The organism is Pseudomonas sp. GW821-FHT10C09 (assembly GCF_059415465.1).
In genome coordinates, this window is sequence record NZ_JBWKNG010000019.1 from 104,536 (window position 1) to 130,143 (window position 25,608).

Annotated in this window: 26 protein-coding genes; 13 read left to right on the plus strand and 13 right to left on the minus strand. The window is 59.9% G+C overall.

What is annotated here, in order from left to right; translation table 11 throughout:
- Positions 1 to 251 precede the first annotated feature (251 nt).
- From AC07N8_RS20500 to AC07N8_RS20510, 3 genes are read right to left on the minus strand one after another with little or no spacing between them, the layout of a single operon-like run.
- The gene (locus tag AC07N8_RS20500) at positions 252 to 521 is read right to left on the minus strand and encodes a pentapeptide MXKDX repeat protein (RefSeq protein WP_483839680.1); all 270 of its coding nucleotides are present in this window, start codon (positions 519 to 521) and stop codon (positions 252 to 254) included.
- Positions 522 to 567: 46 nt separating this feature from the next.
- Complete coding sequence (locus AC07N8_RS20505) at positions 568 to 1,353, minus strand: molybdopterin-dependent oxidoreductase (protein ID WP_493145738.1); 786 nt, start codon at positions 1,351 to 1,353, stop codon at positions 568 to 570.
- Entirely contained in the window at positions 1,350 to 1,970 is a 621-nt protein-coding gene (locus tag AC07N8_RS20510) for a cytochrome b/b6 domain-containing protein (RefSeq protein WP_483839682.1), read from the minus strand. Before AC07N8_RS20510 ends, AC07N8_RS20505 begins: the two co-directional genes overlap by 4 nt.
- A 165-nt stretch (positions 1,971 to 2,135) precedes the next feature.
- Between AC07N8_RS20510 and AC07N8_RS20515 the strand changes: the two genes are divergently transcribed.
- Positions 2,136 to 3,077: a class I SAM-dependent methyltransferase gene (locus tag AC07N8_RS20515; RefSeq protein ID WP_493145737.1), complete on the plus strand. Its 942-nt coding sequence runs from the start codon at positions 2,136 to 2,138 to the stop codon at positions 3,075 to 3,077.
- Between the two features lie 67 nt (positions 3,078 to 3,144).
- Here the strand turns inward: AC07N8_RS20515 and AC07N8_RS20520 are convergent, their stop codons facing one another.
- Positions 3,145 to 3,918, minus strand: coding sequence for a helix-turn-helix transcriptional regulator (locus AC07N8_RS20520; protein ID WP_483839684.1), 774 nt, complete (start codon positions 3,916 to 3,918; stop codon positions 3,145 to 3,147).
- Positions 3,919 to 4,029: 111 nt separating this feature from the next.
- Between AC07N8_RS20520 and AC07N8_RS20525 the strand changes: the two genes are divergently transcribed.
- Positions 4,030 to 5,133 carry a polyamine ABC transporter substrate-binding protein gene (locus tag AC07N8_RS20525; RefSeq protein ID WP_493145736.1) on the plus strand — a complete coding sequence of 368 codons (1,104 nt, stop codon included), beginning with the start codon at positions 4,030 to 4,032 and terminating at the stop codon, positions 5,131 to 5,133.
- A 177-nt stretch (positions 5,134 to 5,310) separates the two neighbouring features.
- Entirely contained in the window at positions 5,311 to 6,429 is a 1,119-nt protein-coding gene (locus tag AC07N8_RS20530) for a DmpA family aminopeptidase (RefSeq protein ID WP_493145735.1), read from the plus strand.
- Positions 6,430 to 6,466: 37 nt separating this feature from the next.
- Here the strand turns inward: AC07N8_RS20530 and AC07N8_RS20535 are convergent, their stop codons facing one another.
- Both AC07N8_RS20535 and AC07N8_RS20540 read right to left on the minus strand, forming a co-directional pair.
- Positions 6,467 to 6,922: a cupin domain-containing protein gene (locus AC07N8_RS20535; protein ID WP_493145734.1), complete on the minus strand. Its 456-nt coding sequence runs from the start codon at positions 6,920 to 6,922 to the stop codon at positions 6,467 to 6,469.
- Between the two features lie 220 nt (positions 6,923 to 7,142).
- Entirely contained in the window at positions 7,143 to 7,676 is a 534-nt protein-coding gene (locus tag AC07N8_RS20540; protein WP_493145733.1) for a winged helix-turn-helix transcriptional regulator, read from the minus strand.
- 100 nt (positions 7,677 to 7,776) lie between these two features.
- Between AC07N8_RS20540 and AC07N8_RS20545 the strand changes: the two genes are divergently transcribed.
- Both AC07N8_RS20545 and AC07N8_RS20550 read left to right on the plus strand, forming a co-directional pair.
- Positions 7,777 to 8,412 (plus strand): cysteine hydrolase family protein, encoded by a 636-nt coding sequence (locus tag AC07N8_RS20545; protein WP_493145732.1) that lies wholly within the window; start codon positions 7,777 to 7,779, stop codon positions 8,410 to 8,412.
- The gene (locus AC07N8_RS20550) at positions 8,409 to 9,974 is read left to right on the plus strand and encodes an aldehyde dehydrogenase (NADP(+)) (protein ID WP_493145731.1); all 1,566 of its coding nucleotides are present in this window, start codon (positions 8,409 to 8,411) and stop codon (positions 9,972 to 9,974) included. The genes AC07N8_RS20545 and AC07N8_RS20550 overlap by 4 nt, the downstream gene beginning before the upstream one ends.
- Before the next feature lie 16 nt (positions 9,975 to 9,990).
- On the opposite strand, the gene AC07N8_RS20555 is transcribed toward AC07N8_RS20550, so the two are convergent.
- Positions 9,991 to 10,926 carry a Ppx/GppA family phosphatase gene (locus AC07N8_RS20555; RefSeq protein WP_027924718.1) on the minus strand — a complete coding sequence of 312 codons (936 nt, stop codon included), beginning with the start codon at positions 10,924 to 10,926 and terminating at the stop codon, positions 9,991 to 9,993.
- Positions 10,927 to 11,123: 197 nt separating this feature from the next.
- Here AC07N8_RS20555 and ppk2 point away from each other — a divergent pair, with 197 nt between their 5' ends.
- Positions 11,124 to 12,041: a polyphosphate kinase 2 gene (gene ppk2, locus AC07N8_RS20560; protein ID WP_483839691.1), complete on the plus strand. Its 918-nt coding sequence runs from the start codon at positions 11,124 to 11,126 to the stop codon at positions 12,039 to 12,041.
- A 312-nt stretch (positions 12,042 to 12,353) separates the two neighbouring features.
- Here ppk2 and AC07N8_RS20565 read toward each other — a convergent pair whose 3' ends face one another.
- On the minus strand, positions 12,354 to 12,788 hold the full coding sequence (locus AC07N8_RS20565) for a GNAT family N-acetyltransferase (protein WP_483839729.1): 435 nt from the start codon (positions 12,786 to 12,788) through the stop codon (positions 12,354 to 12,356).
- Positions 12,789 to 13,021: 233 nt separating this feature from the next.
- Between AC07N8_RS20565 and AC07N8_RS20570 the strand changes: the two genes are divergently transcribed.
- On the plus strand, positions 13,022 to 13,441 hold the full coding sequence (locus tag AC07N8_RS20570) for an organic hydroperoxide resistance protein (RefSeq protein WP_483839730.1): 420 nt from the start codon (positions 13,022 to 13,024) through the stop codon (positions 13,439 to 13,441).
- A 494-nt stretch (positions 13,442 to 13,935) separates the two neighbouring features.
- Positions 13,936 to 14,445, plus strand: a complete 510-nt coding sequence (gene msrA / locus AC07N8_RS20575) for a peptide-methionine (S)-S-oxide reductase MsrA (protein ID WP_483839731.1) — start codon at positions 13,936 to 13,938, stop codon at positions 14,443 to 14,445.
- A 39-nt stretch (positions 14,446 to 14,484) separates the two neighbouring features.
- Here msrA and AC07N8_RS20580 read toward each other — a convergent pair whose 3' ends face one another.
- Together AC07N8_RS20580 and AC07N8_RS20585 are read right to left on the minus strand one after the other, a co-directional pair.
- Positions 14,485 to 15,573: a polyamine ABC transporter substrate-binding protein gene (locus AC07N8_RS20580; protein WP_493145730.1), complete on the minus strand. Its 1,089-nt coding sequence runs from the start codon at positions 15,571 to 15,573 to the stop codon at positions 14,485 to 14,487.
- A gap of 39 nt (positions 15,574 to 15,612) precedes the next feature.
- Positions 15,613 to 16,914, minus strand: coding sequence for an NAD(P)/FAD-dependent oxidoreductase (locus AC07N8_RS20585; protein ID WP_493145729.1), 1,302 nt, complete (start codon positions 16,912 to 16,914; stop codon positions 15,613 to 15,615).
- A 147-nt stretch (positions 16,915 to 17,061) separates the two neighbouring features.
- Here AC07N8_RS20585 and AC07N8_RS20590 point away from each other — a divergent pair, with 147 nt between their 5' ends.
- Positions 17,062 to 17,973 (plus strand): LysR substrate-binding domain-containing protein, encoded by a 912-nt coding sequence (locus tag AC07N8_RS20590; protein ID WP_493145728.1) that lies wholly within the window; start codon positions 17,062 to 17,064, stop codon positions 17,971 to 17,973.
- 167 nt (positions 17,974 to 18,140) lie between these two features.
- Here the strand turns inward: AC07N8_RS20590 and ptrR are convergent, their stop codons facing one another.
- Entirely contained in the window at positions 18,141 to 19,019 is an 879-nt protein-coding gene (gene ptrR, locus AC07N8_RS20595; protein ID WP_493145727.1) for a putrescine utilization regulator PtrR, read from the minus strand.
- 100 nt (positions 19,020 to 19,119) lie between these two features.
- Between ptrR and AC07N8_RS20600 the strand changes: the two genes are divergently transcribed.
- Both AC07N8_RS20600 and AC07N8_RS20605 read left to right on the plus strand, forming a co-directional pair.
- The gene (locus AC07N8_RS20600; protein ID WP_493145726.1) at positions 19,120 to 20,511 is read left to right on the plus strand and encodes an aldehyde dehydrogenase family protein; all 1,392 of its coding nucleotides are present in this window, start codon (positions 19,120 to 19,122) and stop codon (positions 20,509 to 20,511) included.
- A 99-nt stretch (positions 20,512 to 20,610) separates the two neighbouring features.
- On the plus strand, positions 20,611 to 21,282 hold the full coding sequence (locus AC07N8_RS20605) for a glutathione S-transferase family protein (RefSeq protein WP_493145725.1): 672 nt from the start codon (positions 20,611 to 20,613) through the stop codon (positions 21,280 to 21,282).
- Here the strand turns inward: AC07N8_RS20605 and AC07N8_RS20610 are convergent.
- On the minus strand, positions 21,279 to 22,223 hold the full coding sequence (locus AC07N8_RS20610) for an aldo/keto reductase (protein WP_493145724.1): 945 nt from the start codon (positions 22,221 to 22,223) through the stop codon (positions 21,279 to 21,281). The two genes, AC07N8_RS20605 and AC07N8_RS20610, sit on opposite strands and share 4 nt — an antisense overlap.
- A gap of 98 nt (positions 22,224 to 22,321) precedes the next feature.
- Here AC07N8_RS20610 and AC07N8_RS20615 point away from each other — a divergent pair, with 98 nt between their 5' ends.
- Positions 22,322 to 23,110, plus strand: a complete 789-nt coding sequence (locus tag AC07N8_RS20615) for an alpha/beta hydrolase (RefSeq protein WP_493145723.1) — start codon at positions 22,322 to 22,324, stop codon at positions 23,108 to 23,110.
- 113 nt (positions 23,111 to 23,223) lie between these two features.
- A complete protein-coding gene (locus tag AC07N8_RS20620) occupies positions 23,224 to 24,123 on the plus strand; it encodes a bestrophin family protein (RefSeq protein ID WP_493145722.1) in 900 nt (299 codons plus the stop codon).
- A gap of 2 nt (positions 24,124 to 24,125) precedes the next feature.
- On the opposite strand, the gene AC07N8_RS20625 is transcribed toward AC07N8_RS20620, so the two are convergent.
- Positions 24,126 to 25,103 carry an NAD-dependent epimerase gene (locus AC07N8_RS20625; protein ID WP_493145721.1) on the minus strand — a complete coding sequence of 326 codons (978 nt, stop codon included), beginning with the start codon at positions 25,101 to 25,103 and terminating at the stop codon, positions 24,126 to 24,128.
- Between the last annotated feature and the right edge of the window lie 505 nt (positions 25,104 to 25,608).

Here is a 25,608-nt window from a genome sequence, read left to right on the forward strand (position 1 = left end):
GTGATGATGAGTCATGGTTGCAAACGCTCTTTTTTGTTGTTGGTTTGCGATTTTTTAACACCGGGGGTTGGCGGGGCTGTAACCATTAAAAGTCATGAGGGTATGAGTTCAGGTCATACCCTTGGGCGTAATGGCGGGGAACTGTGGGAGCGAGCTTGCTCGCGATTGCGCAGTGTCAGGCAATACAATTCTGGCTGATCAACCGCAATCGCGAGCAGGCTCACTCCTACAGGGGGGTGAGCTGTATTGAATTACTGCGACGTGGCATCTTTTTTCATGGCGTCTTTGCTCATGCTGTCCTTGGACATTGCATCCTTGGACATGCTGTCTTTTTTCATCGTGTCCTTGGCCATGGAATCCTTTTTCATCGTCGTGTCTTTTTTCATCGTGTCTTTGGACATTGCATCCTTGGACATCGAGTCTTTGCTCATGCTGTCGCTGCTGGTGGTATCGGCAGCAAAAACGCTGGCGGCGCCCAGTGCGATGCACATGGACAGTACGGCGGTCGCTAACTTTTTCATGATGTAACTCCTTGAAGCTCAGGTTGCGGACGAGTGAAGTTGCCTGTCAGCTGCCACCGAACCAGTTGTAACCCTGGTCTTCCCAGTAGCCACCGCTGTAGGTGTTGCTGACGAAAATCGCCTGGATGTGTTTGGGGTTTTTGTAGCCCAGCTTGGTGGGCATGCGCAGCTTCATGGGGAAGCCGTACTGGCGAGGCAACACCGCGCCGTCATAGGTCAGCGTCAGCAAGGTTTGCGCATGCAACGCCGTGGCCATGTCGATGCTGGTGTAGTAATCGTCTGCACATTTGAAACCGACATATTTGGCACCGGTGTCGGCGCCAACGCGCTTGAGGAAGTCGCTGAACCGCACGCCTCCCCAGCGCCCGATGGCACTCCAGCCTTCAACGCAAATGTGCCGGGTGATCTGTTCGGTCTGCGCCATGGCGCGCAGTTCTTCGAGGCGCCAGCTGTGTTTGTCACCGACCAGCCCGGTCACTTCCAGCCGGTAACTCTCCTCCTCCACCGTCGGCGCTTCGTCGATGCCGTAGAAAGCGTTGAACGGAAACGGCCGGGTGATCATGGATTCCGGGTAGGTCGGTGCCATGGCGTTGGGGTTGAACAACCAGCCTTGCACCCGATCGTTGAAGCGGGACATGGACGACAATGCGGTGTCTACGCTTTCGTTGTCGGTGATGTTGCAGCCGGACAACATCGCCACGCCGCCGAGGGTCAGGCCACGCAGCAGGAACGCACGACGCGAGCGGTCAGTGATTTGCGGGGCGAGGATTTTTCGGGCGTCTGTCAGGATCGATGACTCGTCCAGGCCGGAACTTTCGTTACGCTTTTTCATACCCGCTCCTTGCGACCGGCAATCATGGCCCACAACGTTTTTGGAACCAGTGCGACCATCACCAGATGCACCGCAACGAACGCCACCAACAGCGACATCGCGAAGAAGTGCACCCGTCGTGCACCTTCGTAGCCCGCCAGCAGTTCACGCAACAGCGGGAACTGGACCGATTTCCAAAGCACCAGTCCGGACATCACCAACAGCGCGATGTCCACCATCACGAACAGGTACGCCACCCGTTGCACCTGGTTGTAATGACTCAGGTCGGCATGGCTCAACCGCCCGCGCAATGCGGCCCACAGGTCATGCAGGACACCTTTGGGCGAGACCGGTAGAAAACGGCGTTTCAGACGACCGCTGAACAGGTTGATAGCGAGATAGACAAGGCCATTGATGGCCAGAAACCACATCGCCGCGAAGTGCCATTGCAATGCGCCGCCGAGCCAGCCGCCCAGCGTGATCGATTTGGGGAAGCTGAAGTCATAAATCGGCGAGGCGTTATAGATACGCCAACCGCTGGTGACCATGACCAGCACGGCCAAGGCGTTCAGCCAATGGGTCAGTCGTAACCAGCGAGGATGGCTACTGACAGCGGGTGTAGCAGATAACTGCGACATGTCCGGCTCCCTGCGATTGATCATTGGAGCCGAGTATGGGAGCCGATTGATCGCCAAATCCTCACGTAGAGTTAAATTAAACGTGATAACTCCCGACGCGTTGAAACACGCCTCACCCGCAATTGTGGTTAAAATGCCGCCCCCTCAAATTGCCGACCCAGCCCGATGAACTCAGACGCACTTGCCACCCTCCACGCCCACCTGCTGACAGCCCTGGCAACGGCCCCTGCGGAAACCCGCCGGCTGTTTCACGGCCGTGGCCGCTGCTGGCCGGGGCTGGAGCAGTTGACCGTCGACTGGTTGCAGGGCGTGGTGCTGGTCGCGCTGTTCAAAGAACCGGAAGCGTCGCAGCTGGAAGATTTGAAACGACTGTTGATACAGATCACCGAGTCACCCGAGTGGGCACAATCCGGCGCGCACACCTTGCTGTTGCAACATCGTTACCTGCTGCAAAGCACGACTGAATGGCTGCTGGGCGAGGTGATCGACGAGATGACCATCACCGAGGGCGGCTTGCGTTATCGCGTGGACCTGGGCCGCAAGCAGAACACCGGGCTGTTCCTCGACATGCGCTACGGCCGTGATTGGGTACGGGCCAATGCCCAGGGCAAGCGCGTGTTGAACCTGTTTGCCTACACCTGCGGCTTTTCGGTCGCCGCCATTGAGGGTGGCGCCGAGCACGTGGTCAATCTGGACATGTCCAGCCCGGCCCTGAGCCGTGGGCGCGACAATCACCGGCTCAATGGACACGACTTGAGCCAGGTCAGTTTTCTTGGCCATGACCTGTTCAAGTCCTGGGGCAAGGTGATTGGCAAGGGGCCCTATGACCTGGTGATCATCGACCCGCCGTCCTTTCAGAAAGGCAGCTTTTTGCTGACCAAGGATTACCAGCGTGTGTTGCGCCGGTTGCCGGAATTACTCAACCCTGCGGGCACGGTGCTGGCCTGCATGAATGACCCGGCGTTTGGGTCTGATTTCCTGATTGACGGGGTGATGCGTGAAGCGCCGAGTTTGCGTTTTGAGCAGCGGCTGGAGAATCCGCCGGAGTTTGCGGATGCGGATGTTGAGTGCGGATTGAAGGCGTTGGTGTTCAAACTGGGCGATTGAGTCTTGCTTTACCTGTGGGAGCGAGCAGGCTCGCTCCCACAAGGGGATCTGGTGAGTGCAGCCGTGTTCAACGCGGCTGCAGCACCAACGCAAACAACTCCCCATGCCCAGTCACATTGAGCTTGTGATAGACATTGCGCCGATGCACTTTCACCGTCTCCGGTGAGATGCCCATGTGCTGGGCGATGGCTTTGCTGGAGAAGCCCTGAAGGATCAGCCTGGCGGTTTCGATTTCCCGTACCGACAGGCGCGCGTCGAAGCGATCCAGCAACGTCGCGAGATCGCCGGCCACCGGTTCCGCGGTCGCGCCTTCCGGTGGCATCAATTGCAGATGCCGGCGCATCGCCGACAGCACCCAGTCGCGCACGCACAGCAGGCGGCCCTGCTCTTCCAGACTGAATCGCGTCGAACGTCCCAGCGACAAACCCAGCACCGCGCCATCCACATTAACCATGAACTGCAACTCGTCCGCCCCCACCACCGAGCGAAAGTAGCTCAGGTAGTACTCGCTCTGCTGGAACTGGTCGGGGGCCACCGATTCGAGGCTGTGCAGGCCCTCGGCAATACCGGCGCAAGCGGCCTGGTAAAAGGGGTCGAGCAGGTACATGCCAGCGCTGTAGTCCGCCAGTTCTTCGTGCTCGGCGGCACCGCCCTTCGAGTCGAAATCAATCAGCAAACGCGGGACTCGCCCCGAGCGCATCACCGCGACCAACGCATTGTCCAGCGGGACCAGCAGCCGCAACGTGTCGACCAGCGCCCGCCAGAAACCGTCCTGCCCCAACGCGCCAAACACCCGCGCCAGCGACTGGTGCACCGGCAGCTCTTTCAACAATGCGTCCACGCACTACCCCTTTCGAGTAACCCATGATGGGAATGGGTGAGTCCCCCGCCTGCCAGTACGCTGCAAGCACCTGTTCATCACCGGCCTGCAGCAGGCCAGGAGTGCCGCATCATGAGTCGTCACCGCTCGCATATCAATCTTGGACTGGGCGCCTGTTTGTGCGTCTCGTTGTCGGCCATGGCCACCGATGCCCCGACGGTGCATGTCTACAACTGGTATGACTACATCGGTCCCAACACACTGCACGACTTCAAGCGCGACACCGGGATCGAACCGGTCTACGACACCTTCGACAGCGCCGAAGTGCTGGAAGGCAAACTGCTGACCAGCCGCAGCGGCTACGACGTGGTGGTGGCGAGCAACTTCAGTCTGCCGACGCTGATCAAGGCCGGCGCCCTCGCCCCGTTGCCCCACGCGCAAATGCCCGACTTCAAAAACATGGACAGCGACCTGCTGGCGAAACTGGCCAACAACGATCCGGGCAACCAATACGCGGTGCCGTACCTGTGGGGCACCAACGGGATTGGCTACAACATCGACAAGGTCCGCGCGGCGCTAGGCGACAAGGCGCCGGTGAATTCCTGGGACCTGGTGTTCAAGGAAGAGAACCTGGCCAAGCTCGGTCAATGTGGCGTGGCGATGCTCGACTCGCCGTCGGAAATGCTCCCGGTCGCCCTGCACTACCTCGGCTTGCCACCGAACAGCACCAACCCCGAAGACTACAAGAAGGCCGAGGCGCTGCTGCTGAAGTTGCGCCCGCACATTGCCTACTTCAACTCGTCCAAGTTCATCAGCGACCTGGCCAACGGCAACATCTGCGTGGCGGTGGGCTGGTCCGGCGCGATGCTGGAAGCCAAGACCAACGCCGAGCAGGCCAACAACGGCGTGAAGATCGCCTACAGCCTGCCAAAGGAAGGCGCGCCGGTCTGGTTCGACACGCTGGTGCTGCTCAAGGACGCACCGCATCCGCAACAAGGCCTGGCCTTTATCGACTACCTGATGCGCCCCGAAGTCATCGCCCCGGTCAGCGATCACCTGAACTACCCCAACGGCAATCGCAGCGCGACGCCGCTGGTGGCCGAAGCGACCCGCACCAACCCGGCGGTGTATCCGTCGGCTGAAGCGCTGGCCACGTTGTTCACCCTTCAACCGCTGCCGGCGGCGACTGAACGAGTGCGCACGCGGGTCTGGAGCAAGGTCAAGAACGGTCAGTAAGTGGACGTGCGTCGAACACCTGTGGCGAGGGAGCTTGCTCCCGCTGGACTGCGCAGCAGGCCCGGCTTTTTAGGGGCGCTTCGCACCCAGCGGGAGCAAGCTCCCTCGCCACAACAGCGCCCTGATCACAACCCGGTCACATTAATTTTCTGCCACGAATTGAAGATGAGAAACCCCATGAAACCACGTGCCCGTGACCTGAACATTCAGTTCGGCCAACTGCAACCCGGCCCTCTCAACGCCATCACCGATGTGCCCGGCGTGCGCGTCGGCCACAGTGAAGTGCGTGGTCGCACCGACAGCGGTCGCGACATCCATACCGGCGTCACCCTGATCGAACCGCGTGCAGGCTCTACAAACCAGCAACCGTGCTTTGCCGGTGTCCATGTGCTCAACGGCAACGGTGACGCCACCGGTCTTGAGTGGATTCGCGAAGCCGGCCTGCTGACCAGCCCGATCGCCTTCACCAACACCCACAGCCTCGGCGTGGTGCGCGATGCGCTGATTGCGCTGGACCGACAAGCCCAGCCCGATGACGGCCGTCTGTACTGGAACATGCCAGTCGTGCTGGAGACGTTCGATGGCTTGCTCAGCGATATCAATGGCTTCCACGTCAAACCCGAGCATGTGGCCCAAGCCCAACGCAATGCCGTCGACGGACCCGTGATTGAAGGCGCCGTTGGAGGTGGCAGCGGAATGATCTGTCATGAATTCAAAGGTGGGATCGGCACGTCCTCGCGGCGATTGAGCCCAGCGCAAGGCGGCTGGACGGTCGGCGCCATCGTCCAGGCTAACCACGGCATTCGCAACGAGTTGCGCGTCGATGGTTACCCGGTCGGACGCTACATGGAACAGGTCGACTCGCCGTTCCTCAAAGCCTCGCTGCCGTATCCGGGCATGGGTTCGATTGTCGTGTGCCTGGCCACGGACGCGCCGTTGTTGCCGCACCAATGCACACGCCTCGCACAGCGCGCCAGCCTGGGACTGGCCCGCACCGGTGGCGGTAACGAGGACCACAGCGGTGACATCTTCATCGCCTTCGCCACCGGCAACCAGCACGTGCCGCCCGCCGCCTATGAAGGCAAAGGCGCGCCCACCTGCGACAACCTGCGCATGGTCAACAACGATCACATCAGCGAGTTGTTTCTGGCCACCACCGAGGCCGTGGAAGAAGCCATCATCAATGCGCTGCTGGCGTCTGACACGGTGGAAGGCAACGGCCATACGGTGAAGGGACTGGATGCGGATACGCTGCTCAAGGCATTGCGCCAGGCGGGTTGGCCGGGGCAGCGCTGACGGAATCGCCCGATGCAACGCATCGGGCAAACACGGCTTACTCTTCCAGCACCAGCAGCGGCGTGCCTTTCTTCACGATGTACGTCGCCAGCTCCGACGCTTTGCCGCCACCCACGTTCTTCGCGACATGCGCCGTGCCTTCCGGGATGTACAGCGAATCGCCCGTCTTGAGCGTGACCGGTGGCTGGCCCTCCAGTTGATACTCAAACGAACCTTCGATGACATAAGCCACTTCCACGCCCGGATGCGAGTGTTTAGGCGAGGCCACGCCAGCGTCGAAATCGACACGCACCTGAATCACTTCACGCTCGGCGGCACCCAGGTCCTTGCGCACCAGATCGGTACGGTGGATGCCGGCCTGCCAGTTTTTCGCAGGCTGTGTTTCGTGGTTTGCATCGCCAGCCTGCGAAAAGCTCGCGAAGGCTGCCAATGAAAGTACGGCAAGGGCGATGCCTGACCGGCCAACAGTGTTGCGGGAAGTGATACGGGACATCGCGATTCTCCAATGATTGCCGCCAATGCGGTTGAGCCCATTTAGAGGGTGCGGTGTATCCCGCTCGTGTCACGCAGGCCATGGTTTTGTATGCGAAGTTGGCTGCCGGCACCGGGGATACGTAGCGATACAAACAGGCGTCCGTGAAGACCGACTATCTGAAGAAATGCCCACCGTCACCAGACAGCTAACATTCACCGGGGATCTCACTTCAATGCGCTCATTGATCCTGAACCACTGTGACCGGATCCGCCCCGCGCCCACCCTTGAAGGCGTCACGTCGAGCTTTGCGTTCGGCTGCGTAGGCTTCGCTGGGCGTGCTGATCAGTTCGCCACGGCGCAACGGTTCGCCGCAATGTGCGCACACCGGACCCAGCCCGGCGGGATGGCGACAGGTGGCGTGGGTGTAAACGACCGCCAGCCCCTCCTCCTCTGACTTGCACCAGGTTTCCCCCCAGGCGCGCAGTGCCAGCACCACCGAATAGAACGCATCGCCTTTGGGTGTCAGGTGGTACTCGTAGCGCGGGGGCCGCTCGCTGTAGGCGCGGCGCGCGACCAGCCCGTCAGCCTCCAGACGCTTGAGACGGGTGGCGATCATTTGCGGGGTCCCGGCGGTTTGCGCCTGGATCTCGTCGAATCGATGACTGCCCATGAACAACTCGCGCAGCACCAGAACCGTCCAGCGGTCGCCGACGACGGCTTCGGCCCGTGAAATCGGGCACAGGGTTTCAGGAACAGGTGTATTTACCGACATGCGGTCTTGCCTCTTTTGCAGTTACTATGATTATCATATCAACATGATGTCCGGGCAAGCGCCGGGCATCGGTCACTCAACTTTCCTGGAGAACATCGCCATGTCAAAAGCCCTCTATCCCCTCGACAGAACCGCTTATCTGTTGGTCGATCCCTATAACGACTTCCTCTCCGAAGGCGGCAAAGTCTATCCGCTGATCGAACCGATCGCCGCGCAAGTCGGCCTGCTCGACAACTTGCGCGCACTCGATCGCACCGTCCGCGCCCTCGACATTCCGGTGGTCATCGTACCGCACCACCGCTGGGAAAAAGGCGACTACGAAAACTGGGATCACCCAAGCCCCAGCCAGTGCAAGATCATGCACATGCATCACTTCGCTCGCGGCGAATGGGGCGGCGAATGGCACCCGGATTTCGCGCCCAAAGAAGGCGATATCGTCGTTCAGGAGCACTGGGGCTCGAGCGGTTTTGCCAACACCGACCTGGATTTCCGCCTTAAGCAGAACGGCATCACCCACGTGATCATCGTCGGCTTGCTGGCCAATACCTGCATCGAGGCCACCGCCCGTTACGCCCAGGAACTTGGCTATCACGTCACCCTGGTGCGCGACGCCACGGCCGCCTTCAAGCCAGAAATGATGCACGCGGCCCATGAACTGAACGGTCCGACGTTCGCCCATGCCATTGTGACCACGCCAGAGCTCATCGCCACCCTGACCCAAGGTGACCGCCCATGACTTTGACAGGCAAACTCCTGATCGGCGCCCGTGATGTTCCCGGTTCTGAAGGAACGATGAAGGCGCTCAACCCTGCCACGAACCAGTTGATCGGACCGGATTTCGCCTTGGGTGGCGTGGCCGACGTCGACCGGGCCGCGACCCTCGCCGATGAGGCGTTCGATGTCTACAGCCACACCTCGCTCAAGCGCCGCGCCGCGTTCCTCGAGAGCATTGCCGACAATCTCGATGCAGTCCGCCGGGCGCTGGCGGCCCGAGCCGCACTCGAAACCGGCATCCCAGAGGCACAACTGGAGGGCGAAGCGATAAAAGCCGCCACCCAGTTCCGCCAGTTCGCCGATGTCGTGCGCAGAGGACGCTTCCTGCAACTGGCCATCGATCCGGCACAACCTGATCGTCAGCCGCGTCCGCGCATGGACCATCGCTTGCAGAAGATCGCCCTCGGCCCGGTGGCGATTTTCGGCGCGAGCAACTTTCCCATCGCCTATTCGGTCGCCGGCGGCGACACCGCTTCGGCACTGGCCGCCGGCGCGACCGTGATCCTCAAGGCGCATAACGCGCATCCCGGGGCTTCGGAAATTCAGGCGCGGGCCATCCGCGACGCCGTGCAAGCGCACGATCTGCCTGAAGGTGTGTTCTCGATGGTGCGCGGTGGCGGAAACGCCATCGGTGAAGCGCTGGTCGATCACCCGCTGATTAAAGCGGTGACATTCACCGGCTCGGAACGTGGCGGCATGGCGCTGTATCGCCGTGCGCAATTGCGTCCGGATCCGATTCCAGTGTTCACCGAGATGACCAGCATCAACCCGACGTTCATCCTGCCTCATGCTCAGGCTGAAAAAGGTGCGTTGATCGGCGACGGCTTTGTCGAGCGCATGCTGGTCAACGTCGGGCAAGCCTGCCTGAAACCTGCACTGCTGATTGCCATCGACGGGCCTGGTTTTGAGGCGATGCGCGCCGCGATGATCAAACGCGTCAACGAGACATTGGCGCGACCAATGCTGACACCCGGCATTCACGCAGCCTATCTCAACGGTCTTGGCCAGATAGAGGACGCAGGGGCACGGCGTATTGCCGAGGGTTCACCGGCCAGTGCGGCGCTGGATGGCGCCTCTGCGTTGCTGGAAGTCGACGGCGCGCAGTTCCTGAGCGAAACGCTGCTGGCCGAAGAAGTATTCGGCCCGGCAGCGCTGTTGGTGAAAGTCAGGAATGAGGCAGAAATGCTCGCCGTTGCGCGTTCGTTGCGCGGCCAGTTGTCGGCGGCCATGCACCTTGAGGTCGAGGATTTGCCCTTGGCACAGCGCTTGTTGCCCGTACTGGAACGCCGCACCGGGCGCATCGTCGTCAATGCCTTCGCGCATCCGCAGGAAGTGACGTTTGCCACCGTTCACGGCGGCCCGTTTCCAGCCACGTCGGACAGCCGCTTTACCTCGGTTGGCATGACCTCGATTGAACGTTTCCTGCGCCCGGTGGCTTACCAGGGCTTTCCGCAAGCGCTACTGCCTGAGGTGCTGCGAGACGCAAACCCGTTGGCGTTGCCTCGCCTGATTGACGGTGTCTAGAACGGGGGTTCGGGGTTTAATGCCTGGCCATCAGGCCATGCAGGACCCCAAACCTCAACCCGCCCTCTGAAGGCGTCATCTGCGAGATACCAAAGACCTTGAATGCCGCCAGCATCACCACCAGTCCACCCGGCAAGGTGCTCAAGCGATGGTTTTGCAGGCCGGCCAGTTTTAGCTGTTTCACATGGCCCACTTCCAGCAGGCGCAACGACAGGCGCAGAAGACCGCTGTAAGTGATGCCGCTCTCGCCGTCGTCGTTCATGCCGTTGGCCTTCAGCACTTTGGCGAGCATGCGTGCCGTCCCCGATGAGCCGATGGCCTGCTGCCAACCCAGGGCACGGTAACGTCGCGCGACTTTTTCAAACTGCAGCGTGGCCACCCGCTCCGCCTCCAGCAGCGCCGGGGCAGTGATGCAACCACCGGAAAAATAACGCGCGCCAAAGGTGCCGCTGCCAATCGCAATGCTTTCGGTCAACAGCGGTTGAGTGCCCTGGCCCAGAATCAGCTCGGTGGAGCCGCCGCCGATGTCCACCACCAATCGCATGCTTAACGGACTGGGAATCGAATGGGCCACACCGGCGTACACCAGATGCGCCTCTTCGTGCCCGGAAATCACATCAATCCGAAACCCGAGATGACGTTCGGCACTGGCCAAAAACAGTTGTGCGTTGTCAGCCTCGCGCACCGCGCTGGTCGCCACCGCCCGCACCCGGCCGGGTTCAAAGCCACGTAATTTTTTGCCGAATCGCGAAAGCGCCTGCCAGCCACGGTCCAGTGCCATTTCATCCAGCGCACCGCCCTGGAAACCCTCCGACAAACGGACCGGTTCACGCAGGGTTTTCACCTCGTGGATCATCCACTTCTGGTTCCGTTTGACCGGCTGGCCAATCATCATGCGAAACGCATTGGAGCCCAGGTCAATGGCTGCAAACAGGGAAGCGTCTCCTTTCATGGGGCGGATTCCTGGCAATTTCATCAGCCCGCGGACGGAGTTCCGCTGAGCGTTCAAGACAGTTTGCGAGGATCCTGCCATGGGTTAGGTGACACCAAGATGACACCACGGTTTTTTTCGCCATGGCCTCATCGTCATTTGTCCGTCACATCCCCAGGCCTAGCATGGCCACTTCCACCTCTGTCGGGACTCGGACCATGCTTTTAGACAACGACACCCTGATTCAACGTATCCATCGTGAGCTGCTCGACCACAGCGACGAAGAGCTGGAACTGGAGTTGATGGAGGACGGACACGATCTGAGCGCGCTGTTCGATGAGCACGTAGGTGACAGCAGCGAGAAAGAACAACGTCGCCGCTATTTCAGCGAGCTGTTCCGCCTGCAGGGCGAACTGGTCAAGCTGCAAAGCTGGGTGGTGAAAACCGGGCATAAAGTGGTGATCCTGTTTGAAGGACGCGACGCGGCGGGTAAAGGCGGCGTAATCAAGCGCATCACCCAGCGGCTCAATCCACGGGTCTGCCGGGTCGCCGCCCTGCCCGCACCCAACGACCGCGAACGCACCCAGTGGTATTTCCAGCGTTACGTCTCGCACCTGCCGGCCGCTGGCGAAATCGTGCTGTTTGACCGCAGCTGGTACAACCGTGCGGGCGTCGAGAAGGTCATGGGATTCTGCAACGACGACCAATACGAAGAATTCTTCCGCACCGTGCCGGAGTTCGAACGGATGCTCGCCCGCTCCGGCATCCAGCTGATCAAATACTGGTTCTCGATCTCCGACCAGGAACAGCACCTGCGCTTCCTCAGTCGCATTCATGACCCGCTCAAGCAGTGGAAACTCAGCCCGATGGACCTGGAGTCCCGCCGGCGCTGGGAGGCCTACACCAAGGCCAAGGAAATCATGCTGGATCGCACCCACATCGCCGAAGCGCCATGGTGGGTGGTGCAGGCCAACGACAAGAAACAGGCCCGACTCAACTGCATCCACCACCTGTTGGGGCAGATGCCGTATGAAGAAGTGCAAGCCCCGGTAATCGAGCTCCCGGAACGCGTGCGCCAGGAACATTACACGCGCAGCCCGACGCCACCGGAACTGATCGTGCCGCAGGTGTATTGAGGCCGACGGGGGCGCAAACGCCCCCAACCGTCATCATTCTGTAACCTTGCGACAACAATACTGACGCCATACACCGCGTGCTTTTTTTGGGCTGCCTTTTTGGGCGGCTTTTTTTTGTCTGGTGGTTTTGGGCATGCCAGTTGAGTAATGCAGGTTTTGTAGCAGCTGGCGAAGCCTGCGTCCGGCTGCGCAGCAGTCGTGAAATCAGACCACGCGGTGTTTCAGAGAGACCGCAAACTCAGGTTTTACGACTGCTGCGCAGCCGGACGCAGGCTGCGCCAGCTGCTACAGGACCGTGTTGTTCTTGCTTGGTCAGGCGTTTGCATTGCCCGACCGGGTGAACGAGTACCGATCGATATCGGTCCTGAGCGTCCAGCCCTGACGCTGCCAATAGCGGGCCGCCGCCTCATTGGTCTTGAACACATCGAGATGGCATTTAAGGATGCCAAGTGACTCCAGACTCGACAGGCAACGCTCCACCAACCCACTCGCGATGCCCTGACGCCGAAACACCGGTTCAACGATCAGGTGCTGCAAATAACCTCGACGCCCGTCGTGGCCAGACATGATGCAAGCGCACACCGCCCCGCCGACTTCAGCCACGAAGCTCAACCCGGGGTTTCGTTGCAGATAACGGGCGGTGGATTCACGCGAGTCTGCGTCACGCAACGAGACGCCTGGCGTGCGCCGCATCAGTTCGATAACCGTCTCGTAATCGTCCAGGGTCATGACACGAATGTTGAACATTGAGGGCGCCTGAAGGTGGGAGTTATCTGGCGCAGAAGCCTACCAGATGCGATTCCGGCGGGCAGAATTGTATCGATCTGTATGTTCACCGGTGATCTTACACAGCGATACACAACGACCGGTTCCAGACACATACGCACGACATGAGGGTGCAAAAGTGCGCCACGTCGCAAGGACTTCCCTGAACCCGCGACCTGAACTCACAAGCCCTCAACCCTCAGCAGGAACTTGCCATGATCAATCAAATCGACACCGTGCTGTACACCGGCAAAACCCACACCACCGGCGGCCGTGATGGTCAGTCCAAAAGTTCGGATGCACGCCTGGACATCAAGCTGTCCCCGCCCGGTTCTTCGGGCAGCGGCACCAATCCGGAACAGTTGCTGGCGGCGGGTTGGTCGGCGTGTTTCATCGGCGCCATGGGTAAGGCGGCGGTGGCATTGAAAGTGACCCTGCCGAGCGATGTCGCGGTGGATACCGAAATCGACCTGGGCAAAACCGAGAATGCGTTTTTCCTTCAAGCACGCCTGAATGTCAGCCTGCCGGGCCTGGATCCAGCCGTTGCTCGGGCCGTCGTGGACGCCGCTCATCAAACCTGCCCGTACTCCAAAGCGACCCGTGGCAACATCGATGTCGAGATCAATCTGGCTTGATCCGGCCCGCTGGATCAGCCTGCCTTGCGGGGTGGGCTGTGCCGATAGCAGTTTTCCGTCCTGCGGTGTTTTTCACAGGACGAAATCGGTCTAAAAACGGCGCTGTACACAGCGCATGCTTTGCTATTCTCAAGGTGTAGGTGAAGACGCAGACTGATGCGCAAGCGGATAGCAAGGAGACGTGGGGCACGTCCCGAAGGGTACACGGTTAGAAAGGTCTCCGCGCTGAGACCCAGCCCTTACGCCGTGTGAAGCAGAAGTACATAACACTGTTCTGTCAGAGTCCTGATAAACCTTGTAAGCCAGAAACCAGCACTGGCCACCTACTCGAAATCCGAAGCCCGCCTTGTGCGGGCTTTTTCGTTGTTCGTTCCGCAGCCCAGGCCATTGCCCTCCTCCACGTGCCTCCCGGATGAATTCACAAAGAAGCAGAAAGTAGTCGCGAGGCTGCGCAATAATCGGGTCAAATCGATCAACACTGAGGAGTGAGTTTTATGACCACGCAATCCGAAACCGCCATTCTGGCCGGCGGCTGCTTCTGGGGCATGCAGGATTTGATCAGGCGAATGCCCGGCGTGCTGTCTACCCGGGTCGGTTACTCGGGCGGCGATGTGCCCAACGCCACTTACCGCAATCATGGCACCCATGCGGAAGCCATCGAGATCGAGTTCAATCCGACGGTGATCAGCTATCGCCAGATCCTCGAGTTTTTCTTCCAGATTCATGACCCTTCCACGGCCAATCGTCAGGGTAACGACATCGGCCTCAGCTACCGTTCGGCGATCTTCTATCGCAACGAAGATCAACGCGATATCGCCGAGGACACCGTGGCCGATGTCGATGCCTCCGGCCTGTGGCCTGGCAAGGCAGTGACCGAAATCGCCCCCGCCGGCCCGTTCTGGCAGGCCGAGCCGGAGCATCAGGATTACCTCGAAAAAGTGCCCAATGGCTACACCTGCCATTTCATTCGGCCGAACTGGAGACTGCCGAAACGCGCACTCTGAAGCGGTGACTTGGGTCCCGATAACGGGACCCAACGTTCATCAGGTATTGGTCTTCAACTTGGTCCACAACCGAGTACTCAGCCGTGCGATAGCCGCTGGCAGTTCCTCTACGGTGAACAGTTTATCCAGCACACTTTTCGGCGGGTAAATCGCGGCATCTTCTTTCACCGCCGGTACGACGTAGGCATCGGCAGCACTGTTAGGGTTGGCGTAATGGATGCTATTGCTGATGTTGGCAATCACTTGCGGCGTCAGCAGGTAGTTCATGTAGGCGTAGCCGTTCTTCTCGTGGGGCGCGCTCTTGGGCATGACCACCATGTCGAACCACAGCGTCGAACCTTCGTCCGGAATCGAATACGCGATGTCGATGCCGTTATTGGCTTCCTTGGCACTGGCGGCGGCTTGCACAATGTCGCCGTTGAACCCGATCACCGCGCAGACATTGCCGTTAGCCAGGTCGCTGATGTACTTGGAGGCATGGAAGTACTGCACGTAGGGCCTGATTTTGAATAATGCCTGTTCGGCTTTTTTGTAGTCCGCCGGTTCGTGACTGTGCGGTGGCAGGCCCAGGTAATTAAGGGTGATCGGCAGCACCTGCGTCGGGTTATCGATAATCGCCACCCCGCACGCACTCAACTTTTTGATGTTGTCTTCATCAAAAAACATTTTCCAGGAATGGGTGATGTCGGTGTTGCCGAAGATCGCTTTGATCTTCTCGACGTTGTAGCCAATGCCCGCCGTGCCCCACATGTACGGATAGCCATACTGGTTGCCGGGGTCGTTGACTTCGAGCTTTTTCATCAATGCCGGGTCAAGGTTTTTCCAGTTCGGCAGTTGGCTCTTGTCGAGTTTCTGGATTGCCCCGGCCTTGATCAGTAGGGACAGGAAATGGTTCGACGGGCTGACCACGTCATAACCGGTGTTGCCGGTCATTAACTTGGATTCCAGCACTTCGTTACTGTCGTGAATATCGTAAGTGGCCTTGATCCCGGTTGCCTTGGTGAAGTTGACCAGGGTGTCGTCGGCGATGTAGCCGTTCCAGTTGGAAATATTGACCTGTTCGTCGGCAAACGTGGCGCCCGAAAACGTCGTGAGCAAGGCCATCAGGGAGATCGTTTTAACGCGCATGTTCAATCACCTTTTTGTTCTTTTGTGATAAGCAGATGTCTAGATTTCTGTCTTTGCCCGGATGGCCTCAACGCGCATCCGAAGCATGGCACCGATGTCGAGCAAGGGTTTGGGCGGCAGCCAGCCGGGCTGTGCCCTGCGCATCACTGAATCGAGCATCGGTGAGTCAACACCCGACGCCAGTTCGGCTAGCAGCCGCCCCCACAACGTGCCGCGCGCCACGCCGGAACCGTTGCAGCCGGCCACGGCAAACACGCCCTCTTCCACCTGCGAAAAAAACGGCTGCCCGGAGCGCGAGGCGCTCAGGTGACCGGTCCAGGTGTAGTGGATGTCTTGCTCGCCCAGCCAGGGGAAGCGCCGTTGCAGGCCGAGCACATGGTGTTGGCGGCGGATCGACAGCTCGCTGGTGGATAAATCCCGGGAGCGGTATTCCGCGGTGTTGCGGATCATCACGCGACGGTCCGGGGTCAGCCGCACCGTGGCGCCTAGCGGTCGGGTGGATAAAACACCCCACGGTTCGACGTTGCCCATGTCGCGAAACTCGGCGTCAGTCAGCGGCCGCGTGAGGCTGGCGCTGAGTTCCATGGCAAACGTGCCGCTGTCCTGAATGCCCGCGCGCGGCACAAAGGCGTTGAGGCAGACCAGCACCTGTTTCGCCTCGATGCTGCCATCGACGCCGTTGGCCCGCAGCCGTCCTGTGCCCAGACGCTCAAGGCTGGTGATGTCGGTGTTTTCGTAAACAGTGACCGACTGGGGCAGCGCATCGAGCAAGCCCTTCACGTACTTCGCCGGTTGCAGCAGCGCGTTGCCTTTGCCACACCAGATCGCCGCGCGGTAATGCCGGGTGCCGAGTTTCTGCACCAGCTGCTCACCTTCCAGAAACTGCGCAGCAGCACCCAGAACCCGCAGTGTTTTCAGCTTTTCCTCGACGTGGGTCAATTTGCGCGGATCACTGACAGCAAAGAAATAGCCGGAGTCCTTGAAGTCGCACTCAATGCCATGACGGGCAATCATCTCGCGCACTTCAGCGCTGGCGGCGCGTGAAATCGTCGTGTCCACTTCAAATTCGGTGAACCCGGCGCTGCCAAGCAACTCTTCGTTGCCCGGATGTTCATGAGCCACTACAAAGCCGGAATTGCGTGCCGAAGCGCCTTGCGCGGCGCGCTGGCGGTCGACCACCACGATGCGCGCCTGCGGGTGCAATTGTGCGAGGGCATGGGCGGCGCTCAAGCCCGTAATGCCGGCGCCGATTATCAGCCAGTCAGCTTTTTGCGCACCGCTCAGACGATCACGCGCCGGGGCGCTTTGAACCTGGGCGATCCAGCCACATTCATTTTTCATGCATCACCTGCCTGGAGTATCGTTCCCCGGCCTGCGCATGCAGTAATCGCATAGGCGATGTCTGATGGCGGCCGTCAGGGCTAGAATCTATTAGGTCTTCGGTGATACAACCAACGTTATAAAATCATTGAGCCATTCTGAAAACGCATGGATAAAATCCGCCACGTTCCCAATCTCCAGGCCATGCAGGCGCTGGTGGAAGTCGCCGAAGCCGGCAGCTTCACGCAAGCGGCACACACGCTGTGCCTCACACAAAGCGCCGTCAGCCGGCAGATCCAGCAATTGGAAAGTCACTTTGGTGTGGCGCTGTTTGTGCGCAGCAGTCGCCACCTGCAACTGACGCCGGAGGGTGAGTGGGTGCTGGCCAGTGCGCGCACTATTCTCGAGCAACTGAAGACCCTTGAAGATCGGCTGTCCCCGCAAAAACGCACGTTCCGCATTCGCATGCATGTGTCGCTGGCGGTGCGTTGGTTGCTGCCGAAACTCAGCGATTTCTATCGCCATCACCCGGATGTTTCCCTGTCGATCGAAACGGTGGCCACCGAGATCGTCGAGCCGGCCAGCGACAGTGACGCGTACATCCTCTATCTGCCCGAGCCGTCCAGCGATCCGACGTGCCTGACCTTGTTCGAGGAATCACTGATCCCGGTGTGCGCTCCCGGTCTCGGCAATCCGAGCCGGCCACTGAACTCGGTGGAGGACCTGAGCGGGTTTGCGTTGCTGCATCGTTCGGCGGACAAACAAGCGTGGATCGACTGGCTGGCGGCCAATGGCGGCCAGTCGCTGGAGCACTACCGGCACATCCCCTTCAACCTCGACGAGTTGGCGCTGGACGCCGCCGCACGCGGACTTGGGGTGGCGATGACGGACCTGACCCTGGCCGAGGAATCGATCGAGCGAGGGGTGCTCGTCGTCCCGTTCGGCCATCCGTTGAAGACCCGCGGATGTTATTCACTGTGCCTGCAACCCTCGGCCGCCTCGCATCCGGCGTGCGCGCTGATCCTGCAGTGGTTTGCCGGCCAGGCTGAGGGAATTGCAAGCCCCAGCAAATCCCCCTGACCACCCCGTCCCCCCGTGGGAGCGAGCCTGCTCGCGAAGGCGGACTGACCTGCTACAACGATGTTGCCTGACCCACCGCTTTCGCGAGCAGGCTCGCTCCCACAGGGGAGTTTTGTCAGTTAAACAATTTGTGATCAGTGGAGATCAATTGTGGGAGCGGGATGGGCTCAGACCTGCTGCTGCACCACCCCACGCTCCTCCAGCAACCGCACAAACATGGTCAAGCTCTGGGACACCGTCCCCCGCCGCCACACCAGCCACGTGCGCAAATAGCGGAACGATTCCGACAGCGGCCAGATACTCACCGTGGTGCACCCCGGCATGCTTTCCAGCATGCTGCGCGGCATCAGCGCCAAGCCGGCACCGGCGCTGACGCAGGCGAGCATGCCGTGATAGGACTCCATTTCGAAAATCTTGCCGGGCACCGCCGCGTCCTTGCTGAACCAGCTCTCGAAGTGGTGCCGGTACGAGCAATTGGAGCGGAAGGCGTAGATGTTTTCGCCGTTCACATCCTGCGCGCGGTGGATCGGCGAATGGTTGAGCGGCGCGATCAGCACCATCTCTTCCTCGAACGCCGGCACGCCTTCCAGTGCCGGGTGCAGCACCGGCCCGTCGACAAACGCGGCGGCCAACCGGCCCGACAACACGCCATCGATCATCGTCCCCGAAGGACCGGTCGACAGGTCAAGCTCAACCTTGGCGTGTTTCTGGTTGTAGGCCGCCAGCAACTCGGGAATACGCACCGCCGCCGTGCTCTCCAGCGACCCTAGGGGAAACGAGCCTTGCGGTTCTTCCCCGGCCACGGTGGCGCGGGCTTCCTGCACCAGGTCGAGGATACGCCGGGCATAGTCGAGAAAACTCCACCCTGCCGGCGACAGGCGCAGGCGGCTTTTCTCGCGGATAAACAGGTCCACGCCCAGGTCCAGTTCCAGCTGCTTGATCCGCGTGGTCAGGTTGGAGGGCACCCGATGGATGTGCTGCGCGGCGACGCTGATGCTGCCGTGCTCGGCAACGGCCTTGAAGATTTCCAGCTGAACCAGATCCAAGTCATTCTCCAAACGTGAACGATACGCTCAGTATTATTCAGTTTCCGAAAAACAAACGCCACCGTAACCTGAGCGCATTCCCACCTAGCAGGACGGTGCCATGACCAGCGTTTCCAGCCTTACCCACGCCATTTCGATCAACCCGACCACCGGCGAGCAAATCGGCCACTACCCTTTCGAGTCCGAAGTAGCACTGCAAGCCGCGTTGTCGCGCGCCGCTACTGGTTTCCGCGTCTGGCGCAAAACCGCTGTCGAACAACGCTCGCAATTGCTGATCGCCCTCGCCCAGGCACTGCGCAACAGCGCCGACAAAATGACCACCATGATCACCCTGGAGATGGGTAAGCCAATCTCCCAGGCGCGTGGCGAAATCGAAAAGTGCGCACAACTCTGCGAGTGGTACGCCGAACACGGTCCGGCCATGCTCAACGCCGAATCAACGCTGGTTGAAGGCGGCAAGGCGCGCATCGAATACCGCCCGCTCGGGCCAATTCTGGCGGTGATGCCGTGGAACTTCCCGATCTGGCAAGTGCTGCGCGGCGCCGTTCCTGCGTTGATCGCCGGCAACACCTACGTGCTCAAACATGCCCCCAACGTCATGGGCAGCGCTTACCTGCTGCTGGAAGCCTTCAAGAACGCCGATTTCCCTGAAGGGGTTTTCGAAGTGCTGAACGTCACGCCGGATGGCGTTTCCACTGCCATTGCCGACCCGCGCATCGCCGCAGTGACCCTCACTGGCAGCGTGCGCGCCGGCATGGCCATCGGCGCTCAGGCCGGTGCGGCGTTGAAGAAATGCGTGCTGGAACTGGGCGGTTCCGATCCGTTTATCGTGCTCAATGATGCCGACCTCGACGAAGCGGTCAAAGCAGCCGTCATCGGTCGTTATCAGAACACCGGGCAAGTCTGCGCGGCGGCCAAGCGCTTGATCGTCGAACAAGGCATCGTCGAGGAATTCACGCGTAAATTCGTCGAGGCCACGGGCAAATTGGTGGTCGGCGATCCACTGGCCACCGACACCTACCTCGGCCCGATGGCGCGGTTTGATTTGCGTGATGAACTGGATCAACAAGTGCGTGCCACCCTGGAAGAAGGCGCGACCTTGTTGATGGGCGGCAAAAAGGCGCAAGGCCCGGGTAACTTCTACGAGCCGACCGTGTTCGCCAATGTCACCGACCAGATGACCTCGTTCAAGCAGGAACTGTTTGGCCCGGTAGCCTCGATCATCACCGCACGCGACGCCGCGCATGCGCTGGAACTGGCGAATGACAGCGAGTTCGGCCTGGCTGCCACGGTCTTCACGGCCAACGTCGCGCTCGCCCATCAGATGGCCGACGAACTGGAAACCGGTGGCGTGTTCATCAACGGCTACAGCGCTTCCGACCCCCGCGTAACCTTTGGCGGCGTGAAGAAAAGCGGGTTTGGCCGCGAACTGTCGCACTTCGGTGTGCGCGAGTTCTGCAACGCCCAGACCGTGTGGCTGGACCGCCGCTAAGCGAAAAACGCAGCCAGGGCGTCGATGGCACCCAGGCTGCGGTTTTACTCGCGGGCGGCGACTATGCTGTTGTTGGTCACTTCCCGGGAGGCGCTGAAGATGTCCCTGACGCTTTATTACCATCCGCTGTCGTCGTACTGCCACAAAGTGCTGATCGCGCTCTATGAGCACGCGGTCGACTTCGACAAGCGGATCATTGATCTGGGTAACGCCGCTGAGAAAGCAGAGTTGCAGGCGCTCTGGCCGATCGGCAAATTCCCGGTCATTCATGATCACACCGGCCAGTGCGACGTGGCGGAGTCGACGATCATCATTGAATACCTGGATCACTATTTTGCCGGGCAAAACCGACTGATTCCGGGCAATTGGGACACCGCGCTGGAGGTTCGTCTGTGGGACCGGGTCTGCGACAACTACCTTCAGACGCCACTGCAACAGATTGTCCTGGATCGCATCCTCGGCGCGAATGGCAATCTGACCCAACAGCGCGCCACGCTACAGACCGTCTACAGCATGTTCGACCGCCAGTTGGCGAGCAATTCCTGGCTGGCCAGCGCGGAGTTCAGCCTGGCCGATTGTTCAGCGGCGCCGGCGCTTTTCTATGCCAGTACGCTTGAGCGGATACCTGATGAACTCGGCCACTTAAACGCCTATTTCGAGCGGCTGACGAACCGGCCGTCCGTTCAGCGGGTGATTGAAGAAGCGAGGCCTTACTTCTCGTTCTACCCGTTTGAACAAGACATCCCGCAACGGTTTTACCCGCGTCCCTAACCCACGATGTCGATCAATTGCTCGCGCTGCGCATTCGTGAGCATCGGCCCGAAACCGGCGCCGGCATTGTCCGCCATGTAACGCGGATTACCGGTGCCGGGGATCACGCAAGTCACCGCCGAATGGGACAACAGGAATTTCAACGCCAGTTGCGCCCAACTGGTGACGCCCACTTGCGCAGCCCACCCGGGCAGTGGCTTGCCTTTCAAGCGTTCGAGCAGACCGCCGCCGCCGAAGGGCCGATTGCAGATCACCGCCACCCCGCGTTCGCGACACAGCGGCAAGATGCGTTGCTCGACACCACGATCATCCAGCGCATAGTTGATCTGCAAGAAATCCACGGCCTCGGCCTTGAGCACCGCCTCCACTTCTTCATAGGCCGTCGGCGTGTAATGGGTGATGCCAATGTAGCGAATCCGCCCCTGCTCCTTCCATTCGCGCAAGGTCGGCAAATGGGTTTGCCAGTCAAGCAAGTTGTGGATCTGCATCAGGTCGATGCGGTCGGTTTGCAGCAGGCTGAAGGACTGCTCCATCTGTGCGATACCTTCCTCGCGGCCACGGGTCCACACCTTGGTGGCGAGAAAGGCCGGCGAGCGCGGTTCATGGATCGACAGCAATTCACCGGTGGTCTGTTCCGCGCGGCCATACATCGGCGAGCTGTCGATGACCGTCCCGCCCTTCTTGAACAAAGCGCTGAGCACCTCCGGCAATTGTTTGTACGCGGGGCTGGAAGGCTCGACATCAAAACCGCGATACGTGCCCAACCCGACGATGGGTAATGGCTCGTTGCTGGAGGGAATGGCGCGGGTCAGCATGGTCTTGCCTCCTGTTTCCGTCGACGGCGCCGAGGTTGCAAAAGCCCGATCGAAGGTGAAAACCGCCGAAACACCGGCGGCCAGCGTGAGAAATCGTCGACGCGTGTATTCGTCAGTGTGGCTCATCGTATTGCCCGTGTGGCCCAACCCGGCGTGCCCCGCTACCGTTGAACTAAACTCTGGCACCGATCCTGTGTTACCGGACCTCGACCCCAGAGCCGTCAATGTCGCCCCCTAAAGTTAGTCGAATGTTCAGAACCCTGACGCTTCTCGTTGTCATCATCGCTGCGTTGTACCTGGCGCTGTGTGCGGCGTTGTTCGTGTTTCAGCGCGCGCTGATCTTCTACCCGCAACCCGTCGCGGTCACCACACCCGCGTCGCTGCTGACGTTGACCGTCGAGGACGCGCAGGTGCAAGTGTCGGTCAGGCCTCATGACGGCCCGAACGCCTTGATCTATTTCGGTGGCAATGCCGAGGATGTGTCTCGCAGCCTGTCCGGGTTTTCCCAGGCGTTCCCCGAGCATGCGCTGTACTTGATGCACTATCGCGGGTTCGGCGGCAGTAGCGGCTCGCCGTCCGAAGAGGCGATTGCGCGGGATGCGCTGACCCTGTTCGACAAGGTCTACAGCACCCATCCGAATGTGGCCGTGGTCGGACGCAGTCTCGGCTCGGGCGTCGCCGTGCGCCTGGCCAGCCAGCGCCCGGCTTCGCGGCTGATCCTGATCACGCCCTACAACAGCCTGGAAAGCCTCGCCCGGCGCCAGTTCCGCTGGTTCCCGGTGAAGTGGCTGTTGCAGGACCGCTTCGACTCCTGGCGATACGCTGCGCACATCACGGTGCCAACGTTGTTGATCGCCGCGAGCCACGATGAGGTCATCCCGCGTTCCAGCACACAGCAGCTCTACACTCATTTCGCCCCCGGTGTAGCGACGTTGAAGGTGATACCGGACACCGGACATAACTCCATTTCCGACAGTCCCGAATACCTCAAATTGATGCGTGACGGATTATGAGCACGCGCGCATTCATAGACAGCATCGATCACGCAGTCATCGAGAGTGATTGGACTCACCGCTCGCAAGCTCTTAGCCTGCGCGCGACGCGAAACACCTGAAGGCAGAACTCCATGATCGTCAGATCCAAACCGAATTTCATCAACATCCTCAGCGCGATCAAGGGATCCATCGCTAAACGGATTGCCCTGCGCAGTTTGATGGTGACGCTGCTGGCGTCGGTCATCGTGCTGGTCGAGACCTTACACCCGAGCTACTTTTCCAAAGTCAGCGCTACGCCGTTCACGCTGCTCGGTTTGTCGCTGTCGATCTTCATGAGTTTTCGCAACAACGCCTGTTATGACCGCTGGTATGAAGGCCGCAAAGCCTGGGGCGATGTGATCGTGGCGATTCGTTCGATGATTCGCGAAACCGTGATCATCAGGGACGCCGACACGCGCAACACCCTGCTGAGTCACTTGTGCGGGTTCGCCCATGCGCTCAACGCCAAACTGCGTCAGGAAAACGAACTGGCGGCGAGTGGCCGCTGGCTCGACCCGATCCCCAAGGACAACGCGCCGGACTTCAGCGGACGCATTTTGCTGCAGGTAGGCCAGCAGTGTTCGGCGCTCAGCGAGTCCGGGCTGATCAACGAATGGCGCTACACGATCATGACCAATCATCTGGCGCACCTGACCCAGGCGCAGGCCGCCTGCGAACGGATCAAACACACGCCATTGCCGTTTGCCTACACCCTGTTGCTGCACCGCACCAGCTACCTGTTCTGCTTCCTGCTGCCCTTCGCCATGGCCGAACCCCTGGGCTGGCTGACCCCGATTTTCACGGCGATTGTCAGCTACACCTTTTTTGGCCTGGACGCGATTGGCGACGAACTGGAGGACCCGTTTGGCCGCGACGAAAACGATCTGCCCCTAGACGCGATCGTGCGCACCATCGAACGGGAAATCCTCACCGCAATGGGGGAAACACAGCTTCCACCGGCGCTGGAACCGGTGGACTTTGTGTTGAAGTGATTTCACACCTGATAGAAATCCCGGTACCACTCGACAAACTGCGCCACACCGGTTTCAACGCCCACTTGCGGGCGGAAGTCGACCCAGTCCGCCAGCGCCGACACATCGGCCCAGGTCTTGATCACGTCGCCCGCTTGCATCGGCAGGTTGTTGCGCTGCGCTTTGATCCCCAATGCCGCCTCCAGGCACTCGATAAAATCCAGCAACGCGACCGGTTGGCCACGGCCGATGTTGAAGAGGCGATTAACGCCCCCGCTCTCATGGGTCGCCAGTGGCGGCTTTGTGCGCAAGCGGGCGATGCCTTCGACGATGTCGTCGACATAGGTGAAGTCACGCGCCATCTGGCCATGGTTGAACACCTCGATCGGCTGGCCCTTGAGGATCGCTTCGGTGAACTTGAACAGCGCCATGTCCGGGCGACCCCAAGGCCCGTACACGGTGAAGAAGCGCAAGCCGCTGGCCTTCAGGCCGTAGAGATGGCAGTAACTGTCGGCGAGTAATTCATTGGCACGTTTGCTTGCGGCGTATAGCGAAACCGGATGGTCCACTGGATCATCGACGCTGAACGGCAGCTTGTTGTTGGCGCCGTACACCGAACTGCTCGATGCGTAGATCAGGTGCGCAGGCGGAGAGTGTCGACAGGCTTCCAGCACATTCAGGAAACCCACCAGGTTGGATTGCGCATAGGCGTCCGGGTTGTCCAGCGAATAACGAACCCCCGCTTGCGCCGCCAAGTGCACCACTTCGGTGAATTGATGTTCGTCGCACAACGCCATCAACGCAGGCTTGTCGACAATGTCCATTTTCAGAAAACGGAAGCCTTGCAGCACGCTCAATTGTTTGAGCCGCGCCTGTTTGAGTTCGACGCTGTAATAGTCATTGAGGTTATCGATGCCTATCACTTCGAGGCCTTGCAGGCACAACCGTTTGACCGTGTGATACCCGATGAACCCTGCGGCGCCAGTCACAAGAACGCTCATAGTGTCTTGCTCCGCTGTCTGCACATGAAGGTGATAGTTATAGCTTTGCAATTGCATTGGGTCCAGATTCGGCGCTAACTACTTAATATCCCCCACAGTTGGGGGGGGGGGGGTTATATCCATATCGCATGACTACCAGTAACAGCAAAAGTTTAATTGGCCCGACGAAATAAAAATCTTCCTTAAAAACAACTGCTTGTGCAGTAGCAAAATGACCAGCGGATAAAAGGCATATTTTTTGACAAGGAACGTTTGACAGCTCGCTTAGAGTGGTCGATAAATACACCGGTCTATTGGAACAGCACGCGAGTGCGGACTATCTGTTTAGCGACTGTTCCTCAGGCCCCCTTCCGAACTATTTTTTTATGCGGGTCCGATGTGCAGACCGTGCGGTAGCTTTGCCCAAGACAAAGTTAAGTCAGGCTTATGCCGAATGCACTGCACGGTATAGCGTCACGTCATTGGCTTGTGCCCTTTCGTGAGGCGTTTTGTGATTCATTATTGA